This is a genomic window from Bizionia saleffrena, assembly GCF_008086175.1.
GTDB lineage: Bacteria > Bacteroidota > Bacteroidia > Flavobacteriales > Flavobacteriaceae > Bizionia > Bizionia saleffrena.
In genome coordinates, this window is the sequence record NZ_VSKM01000034.1 from 1 (window position 1) to 2,868 (window position 2,868).

A 2,868-nucleotide genomic window follows, 5' to 3' on the forward strand; every position below is an offset into this window, starting at 1 on the left:
ACGGTTTCTGTTCGTCAGTACCGAGTTTTGTAGTCTCGCTTTCTTCAGATGTAACTTTGCAGTTACCACCCTTGCGACTTACTAATGCTTCTAGGCGTTACCCCAGCGCATAAGGGACTTGCACCCTCTAGATTAATTACTTACTTTGCTGTAAGTTAAAGATGCCCATACTGGGCACACACAATATGTATAAGCAATAGCTGTTAAGCATTTTTACTATTGCAGTTGTTTAATTATTAATTTTATCTCTATTTACTAACGTCTGTGATGGCTACTGCTCATACACTCGTCCGTTACCACACATTTGAAAAAATATGAAACAAAAAATAATATTAATCATAATATTTGGATTTACTTTTTTGACAACAAAAGCTCAAATTGGTATGACAAAAACAGAAGCACTTAAAGCATATTCAGAAAGCTTTTTAAGAGAAAGTAAAACAAGTTCTGGAACTGAATATATTGTTTTAGAAAAAGATTTAGAGAACAAAATAAGTGGAAAATTTGTTCAGTATAAGGCAATCTATTTTGACTTAGAAATAGATGGAAAATATATGTGTAGTTCATATAAAATTATAGAACCAAGTTCTGAAGTAAATAATTGGATTAAAGTTTTAAAGGAATTAAACTATGTCAAACTAACTGACCTGAAATATAAAGACTATGAAAAGAGGCTTATTTATGAAATTACAATAGACAAAGATGCCTGTTTTCTGAATGTTTATTTTGATAATAAGTTGTAGGAATAATATCAAATGATATAAATAAAATATCCTCAAAAAAAATATGAAGAAATTTATCTCAATTATTTGTGCAATTATTTTTACTCAAATATTACTAGGTCAAAATTTTAATGAAACAAAAAAAAGTGCTGAACAAGGAAATGAAGTTGCTCAATACCGACTTGGGATAATGTATGACTTAGGAAAAGGTACACCTACTAATAAGAAACAAGCGGTTAAGTGGTATAAGAAAAGTGCAGAACAAGGATACGCAATGGCACAATATGACCTGAGTCATATGTATAAAACAGGTAATGGTACTTTAATAGATAAAAGGCAAGCTTTTTATTGGTGTAAAAAAAGTGCTGAACAAGACGTTGCACTTGCTCAATGTTATCTTGGAATAATGTACTATTTAGGAGAAGGAATACCCAGTAATAAAAAAAAAGCATTCTATTGGTACAAAAAAAGTGCTGAACAAGGTTACGCTAAGGCTCAATTGAATATTGCATATATGTATTATTTTGGAGATGGTACATTAATCAATAAAAAACAAGCCGCTTTTTGGACAAAAAAATCAAATGAAAATGGTTTTAAGGAAGCTGGAAAATTTTGGAAACTAAAAGAATTATGGAAATATTAAGCAAAAAATATATTAAACACTTGAAATAAACCTATGAAAAACATAAACAAAATGAGAAAATCTATTCTATTAATTTTACTAATTGCTTTTACTTTTAGTTGCCAAAATAATAGCGAACGCAACAAAGCAACTGAATACTTGCAAAACGTTGTTGAATTAACAAACAAAACAGAAAAACTACCAAGAAAGGTTGATGAATATACTATTGCTGAAAAAGTTACTTACGATTCAGATAATAGCATAATTACTTACAGTTATATTCTAACTGACATTACACCTGATATTGAGAATAAAAATGAAGTTATAAACTCTCTAAAAGCAATTGAGATTAACCAAATTAAAAGAGCAAAAGAAAATCAAGGAAATGACAAAGCGTACAAACTTTTAAAAGTTATAATAAATAATGTCTATAAAGATTCAAAAGGGAATGAGTTTTATACTTTCAAAATTAAACCAGAGCAATATTTACGATAAAAATGAAAAAATTTCAAGATAAACAAATATCCTTTTTAATAATTTTATCTTCTTCCATAATGTTAATATATGGATTATTAAAAAATTACAGTCATAACGGAGATCCTGATATTCCGTTAAATGGTTTTAATGTAGATATTTTCGGAACTACATTTGATTATGACAATTATTTAATGTTTTTTATAATAACTATAGGTATTGGGATCTATTTATTCATATTCATAAATGACCAATCAATAAAAAATATATTTAAAAAGCCTAGATTTTTAAATAAGACAAAATCTCAAAATTCTGATGACAAATTTAAAATTAAGAAAGTCAATTTTTTAGACAAATTAAAGAGTAAATATTCTGAATTTGAGAAAAAAAACCTTCCTAATAAAGAAATTGAAAAAACAGAATTACCTAAAGAAGATCGAGCTACATCTATTGTAGGAATGGTAACTATAGTTGCTATAATATTCACATTTTATATGGCTATAAAGGTCGGGTTTTCTCTGTGGTTTTTTATTATTTATGCATATTATCATTATTTAACTTTAGCACCAAAATCTAAAAAAGAAATTACAATAAAATCAATTGGTTATCCATTAATTTTTTTAATCCTTTTTTCAATATTTGAAAAAGGAAACGGAGAAACAATTATGGGAATAGAATTTGAACGACCTCTGACTTATTATTTGTCGAAACATTTTATACCATTTATAATTGGTGTAATAATAATGTTTTTTTCTTTAAGAAAACAACTCGGAAATAATCCAAAATTTAGTATTAAAAACCCTTTATTTTGGGTTGCTTTAATATGTTTTCTAGCAAGTATATTTAGATTTGGAGTAATGAAATATATGGAAAATAGTTGAATTAAATAAAAAACGTGTGGTAATCGAGTAGACGGCTGACAATCGAATGATTGCCAGTGCGCCTCTCACACCACCGTACGTACGGGTCTCGTATACGGCGGTTCAACGTTCATCTCAACAATTGCTCTTTACACCAATTGAAGCTACCTACTATTTTAAGCATAGGCTA

Annotated in this window: 4 protein-coding genes; all 4 read left to right on the plus strand. The window is 28.1% G+C overall.

From position 1 onward, the window contains the following. The first annotated feature begins 314 nt into the window (after positions 1-314). From ES676_RS14485 to ES676_RS14500, 4 genes are read left to right on the plus strand one after another with little or no spacing between them, the layout of a single operon-like run. The gene (locus ES676_RS14485) at positions 315-743 is read left to right on the plus strand and encodes a hypothetical protein (protein ID WP_148371036.1); all 429 of its coding nucleotides are present in this window, start codon (positions 315-317) and stop codon (positions 741-743) included. Positions 744-786: 43 nt separating this feature from the next. Beyond that, positions 787-1,365, plus strand: coding sequence for a tetratricopeptide repeat protein (locus tag ES676_RS14490; protein WP_148371037.1), 579 nt, complete (start codon positions 787-789; stop codon positions 1,363-1,365). A gap of 33 nt (positions 1,366-1,398) precedes the next feature. Then, entirely contained in the window at positions 1,399-1,839 is a 441-nt protein-coding gene (locus ES676_RS14495; protein WP_148371038.1) for a hypothetical protein, read from the plus strand. A gap of 2 nt (positions 1,840-1,841) precedes the next feature. Beyond that, on the plus strand, positions 1,842-2,699 hold the full coding sequence (locus ES676_RS14500; RefSeq protein ID WP_148371039.1) for a hypothetical protein: 858 nt from the start codon (positions 1,842-1,844) through the stop codon (positions 2,697-2,699). Positions 2,700-2,868 lie beyond the last annotated feature (169 nt).